Raw genomic sequence first — 5,054 nt, forward strand, 5'->3', positions numbered from 1 at the left:
TGATGCCTGCACAAAGAAGCGACTGAAAGGAGTATTGCATGAATCTGTATAACGCTGAGGGATACATCGATCTCACTGCTTATGAGGCACTGAGCCGTATTGAACGAGAGGAACGCAAGGCGAAAAAGGCTGCCGCTTATCGACCGCTGGTATACATTTGTTCTCCCTATTCCCACGGCTGCATCAATGACAATATCGAAAACGCCAGACGGTACAGCCGCTTTGCGGTAGATACGCACTATGTCCCTATCGCTCCCCATTTGCTGTTTCCGCAGTTCATGGATGACGGTTTAGGCGAAGATCGTCAGACAGCGATGTTCATGAATTTGGTACTGCTGTCAAAGTGTGCTCAGTTGTGGGTGTTTGGTTCTGTGCGGTCGGAGGGGATGCAGCAGGAAATCAAATGGGCGAAGCGGCGGCATATGACCATTCGGCATTTTACAGAAGAACTGGAGGAAATAGAATGAAATTTACGCTCTATACAGCTAACTGTACCGGCAATGAAAAGAATGTCCTTTATCCCAACCAAAAGGTCATTACTTCAGAAGCGGATTTGAAAAAAGCCGTTGTCTACGATCATGTCTGTGCTCAGTATGAGAACTTTGCCCGCAGTGACGCCAATTTCCTGTTGTCTGATGTAGTACCTATGGACTGTGACAATGACCATTCAGACGACCCGAAAGACTGGATCACGCCTGAAATGCTGATGAACAGCTTAGGAGATGTTGCATTTGCAGTGACCTACAGCCGTCATCATCTGTTGACAAAAGGCAGCAAATCTGCCCGTCCCCGTTTCCATGTTTTCTTTCCCACCTCACCCTGCAAAAACGCCACGATGCACAAGGCAGTTAAAAATCAGATTCATAAGGAACTGCCGTTCTTTGACGGAAATGCACTGGATGCCTCACGTTTTTTGTTTGGTTGTCCGAGCGATGTTGTATGGCACGAAGGCAGTCTTTCCATTGAGGACTGGCTTACACTGATGAAGTCAAACCGTAACATTCCGCAGGGACAGCGTAACAGCACAATGTCTCGCATGGCTGGAAAGCTGGTCAAGCGTTTTGGTGTGACTGAGGAAAGTTATCAGAAGTTTCTGGAAAAAGCAGCAGAATGCGAACCGCCGCTACCGGATGAAGAACTGGAAGCAATCTGGCACAGTGCCTGCAAATTCGGAAAAAAAGTAACCTCGCAGGAAGGATATATTTCTCCTGAAGCATACGGCAAACAGTCCCTGATTCCCGATGATTTTTCGGATGTTGGAGAGGCTCGCACATTTGTAGAAGGCTTTTCAGATGAGGTGGCGTTTACTATTGCGACCGATTATCTTCGCTACAACGGAACCTACTGGGAGGAGTCAGAACACGCCGTCACCCTTGCCATGATCGAACATACGGACGTACAGCTGGCAGGGGCGGAAAAGCAGGTGGAAGCGTCACTTTTGAAACTGGAAAGCCTTGGTGTTGCAAGAGATGCAGCAATCAACGGCGGCAAAAAGTTTCAGGACAGTCTGGACGAAGAACAGACCGCCGCATACAGGGAGTATCAGTACTATGCTACTTTCAAGGCGTTTGTCATGAAATATCGCCATGTTCGCAGTATGACCAATGCACTGGATGCTGCAAAGCCTCTGGTTCTCCACAATCCCGAAGCCCTTGACAGCAATCCGATGCTTTTAAATACCCCCGGAGGCACTTACTATCTGCCCGAAGGATTGAATGGCTGGAAGCCTACAGATCCTGCTGACCTCTTAACGAAAGTGACGGCGGTTGTTCCAAGTGATGCCGGTAAGGATTTGTGGGAGGATGCGTTGCAGCTGTTCTTCTGCGGTGACCAGAGTTTGATTGACTATGTGCAGATGATTTGCGGACTTTGCATTGTTGGCAAGGTGTATTTGGAGGCGATGATTATTGCCTATGGTGACGGACGTAACGGAAAATCAACGTTCTGGAATGTCATTTACAAGGTTCTCGGCAGTTACAGCGGCAACATTTCAGCAGATGCACTGACTGTCAATTGTAAGAGAAACGTGAAGCCGGAGATGGCGGAACTCAAGGGAAAGCGGATGATTATTGCGGCAGAATTGCAGGAAGGGATGCGGCTGAATACCAGCGTGGTGAAGCAGCTTTGTTCCACGGACCCGATTTTTGCCGAAAAGAAATTCAAAGCACCATTCCACTTTGAACCCTCTCACACTTTGGTGCTGTATACCAATCATCTTCCGAAGGTTGGAGCTTCGGATGACGGAACATGGAGAAGATTGATTGTCATCCCGTTTCACGCAAAAATTCAGGGTTCTAAGGACATCAAAAACTATACGCAGCACTTGGTCGATAACGCAGGTGGTGCAGTGCTTTCCTGGCTGATTGAGGGGGCAAGAAAGGTCATTGCAGCAAACTACCAGATTACCAGACCGCAGTGTGTTTTAGATGCAATCGGAGCCTATCGGGAAGGCAATGACTGGCTTGGAAATTTCATCAATGAGTGTTGTGAAGTGGATAAAAGCTATCAGGAAAAGTCCGGAGAACTATATCGACACTATCGTGAATACTGTCTTGAAAATGGTGAGTTTGTTCGCAGCACATCAGATTTCTATTCTGCTTTGGAACAAGCTGGGTATAAACGTAAGAGAACAACACAGTGTAATGTGATTGTGGGACTGTGCATCAAATTCGATTTCCTTGACTAAAAGTATGTTTTTGACTTCCACTCTATAAAATCGACCTCCACTTTTAAGGTCAAAAAACACCGAAATATAGGGAAAGTGGAAGTCATAGGAACTCATATACAGACTTTACGCAGGCGAGAAAAAAAGTAAAAATTTTCTCTATATATAAGGTTTGTATTTGACTTCCTATGACCTCCATTTTCTCGAAAAACAGGGAGAATCCATGCGAGAAAAAATCATTGAAGAAAAACTGACAAAAGCGGTTAAACAGAACGGCGGTGTGTGCTGGAAATTCACGTCTCCCGGAACGGCAGGCGTTCCAGATCGCATCGTATTGATGCCCGGCGGTAGAATTGCTTTTGTGGAAGTGAAAGCACCCGGAGAGAAACCAAGACCGCTTCAACTTTCCCGGCATAAACTTCTGAGGCGATTGGGTTTTCTGGTTTACGTCTTGGATGCTTGTGAGGGCATCGAAAAAATCATCTCGGAGGTGAAAAGCGATGGAACTACATGATTATCAGAAATATGCTGTTCGATTTATCGAAGAACATCCAATCGCAGCACTCTTTCTGGATATGGGACTTGGTAAGACGATTACAACACTGACCGCAATCCACAATTTGATGTTTGATTTGTTTGCGGTCAGAAAAGTTTTGATTATTGCACCACTGCGAGTTGCTCGTGATACATGGTCTGCTGAAATTGAAAAATGGGAGCACTTGAAACCTCTGCGATACAGCGTAGCGGTCGGCACAGAGGAAGAACGCATTGCAGCTTTAAAGGCAGATGCTGACATCTACATCATCAACCGGGAGAACATTGACTGGCTCGTCAACAACACGAAGTTCGATTATGACATGGTGGTGATTGATGAACTCTCCAGTTTCAAGAGCCACCAGAGCAAACGTTTCAAGGCACTGATGAAAGTTCGACCGAACGTGAAAAGAATCGTAGGTTTGACAGGCACTCCTGCCAGTAATGGTTTTATGGATTTATGGGCGGAATTTCGTCTGCTGGATATGGGGCAGCGGCTCGGTAGATTCATCGGGCAGTACCGGAACGCCTACTTCAAGCCCGACAAGCAGAACGGATATATCGTGTATTCCTATAAGCCCTTGCCCGATGCAGAAGAACGGATCTACGAAAAAATATCGGACATCACCGTTTCGATGAAAGCCCTCGACCATCTGCACATGCCGGAATTACTTTCCAACGAATATCCCGTGCAGCTGTCCGACACGGAGCAAGAAACCTACAAGCGGTTCAAGTCTGAATTGATTCTGGAGATGCAGGACACTGAGATTACCGCCGCTAATGCTGCTGCCCTCAGCAACAAACTTTCCCAACTGGCGAATGGAGCGGTGTATGACGACACCGGAGCAGTGATTCCCATCCACAGCCGAAAGCTGGATGCACTGGAAGACCTGATAGAGGCAGCCAATGGCAAGCCTGTTCTGGTGGCGTATTGGTTCAAGCATGATTTGGAGCGGATTCAAGAGCGATTGCGAAAGCTGAATGTTTCCTATCAGGAAATCCAGTCCTCCGACAGTATCCGGAACTGGAACGCCGGAAGGCTGCAAGTTGGTCTGCTGCACCCAGCCGCTGCCGGACATGGCTTGAACTTACAGGCAGGTGGTTCTCGCTTGATTTGGTTTGGACTGACCTGGAGTCTGGAACTCTACCAGCAGACCAACGCCAGACTGTGGCGGCAGGGGCAGCAGTCCGAAACGGTCGTCATTCTACATCTCATCACGAAAGGGACGATTGACGAACGTATCCTGAAAGCCCTAACCCAGAAAGAACAAACCCAGACCGCTTTGATGACTGCTGTGCGTGCTGAAATTGTGAGGGAGGAAAATGCATGAATCCAAAAGCATACATGGAAGAGGCAGAACGCCTCCGACACCGAATCTTTCGGAAAGAGCATGAGATCGATTGCATACGACAATCTGCTGAGGGTATAGGTGGAAAAGGTGGAGATTCCCCTAAAACAGTTTCTCCAGAACCACACAAGATGGAAATTGCTGTAGAAAAAATTTTGTCATTGGAAGAAGAAATCGAAGAAACCAAAATGGAACTTCAACATTTGATGCATGAAATGCGAAAACAGATTCAGAAGGTCGCAGATGCAGATTCCCGTGATCTTCTTACAAAACGGTATCTGGAGTTTAAGCCATGGAAAGTGGTGGCAAGTGAATTAGACTATAGCGTACAGCATATTTACTACCTCCACAATAAAGCACTTGAAAAGTTAAGAGTTCATCAGAGTTCATAAGACTTGATAAGAGCTTTATGGTATGCTATACTGTATCATAGCAAAGAATAAAACGAGAGCCGCCATGGAATCATCCGAGGCGGCTTTTTGTATCCGGAGGTGAACCTTATGCCG

Annotated in this window: 5 protein-coding genes; all 5 read left to right on the top strand. The window is 46.9% G+C overall.

What is annotated here, in order from left to right:
* The first annotated feature begins 38 nt into the window (after positions 1-38).
* The 5 genes from DXB92_RS12475 (at position 39) to DXB92_RS12495 (ending at position 4,940) form a co-directional block, all read left to right on the top strand.
* On the top strand, positions 39-467 hold the full coding sequence (locus tag DXB92_RS12475; protein WP_117734130.1) for a DUF4406 domain-containing protein: 429 nt from the start codon (positions 39-41) through the stop codon (positions 465-467).
* Positions 464-2,686 (top strand): phage/plasmid primase, P4 family, encoded by a 2,223-nt coding sequence (locus DXB92_RS12480; protein WP_117734131.1) that lies wholly within the window; start codon positions 464-466, stop codon positions 2,684-2,686. Before DXB92_RS12475 ends, DXB92_RS12480 begins: the two co-directional genes overlap by 4 nt.
* A gap of 202 nt (positions 2,687-2,888) precedes the next feature.
* Complete coding sequence (locus tag DXB92_RS12485) at positions 2,889-3,179, top strand: VRR-NUC domain-containing protein (RefSeq protein ID WP_046437754.1); 291 nt, start codon at positions 2,889-2,891, stop codon at positions 3,177-3,179.
* Positions 3,166-4,530: a DEAD/DEAH box helicase gene (locus tag DXB92_RS12490; RefSeq protein ID WP_117734132.1), complete on the top strand. Its 1,365-nt coding sequence runs from the start codon at positions 3,166-3,168 to the stop codon at positions 4,528-4,530. The genes DXB92_RS12485 and DXB92_RS12490 overlap by 14 nt, the downstream gene beginning before the upstream one ends.
* Positions 4,527-4,940, top strand: a complete 414-nt coding sequence (locus tag DXB92_RS12495) for a DUF1492 domain-containing protein (protein ID WP_117734133.1) — start codon at positions 4,527-4,529, stop codon at positions 4,938-4,940. Before DXB92_RS12490 ends, DXB92_RS12495 begins: the two co-directional genes overlap by 4 nt.
* Positions 4,941-5,054: the final 114 nt, after the last annotated feature.

Source organism: Ruminococcus sp. OM06-36AC (assembly GCF_003438725.1).
Classification (GTDB): Bacteria; Bacillota; Clostridia; order Oscillospirales; family Ruminococcaceae; genus Ruminococcus_C; species Ruminococcus_C callidus.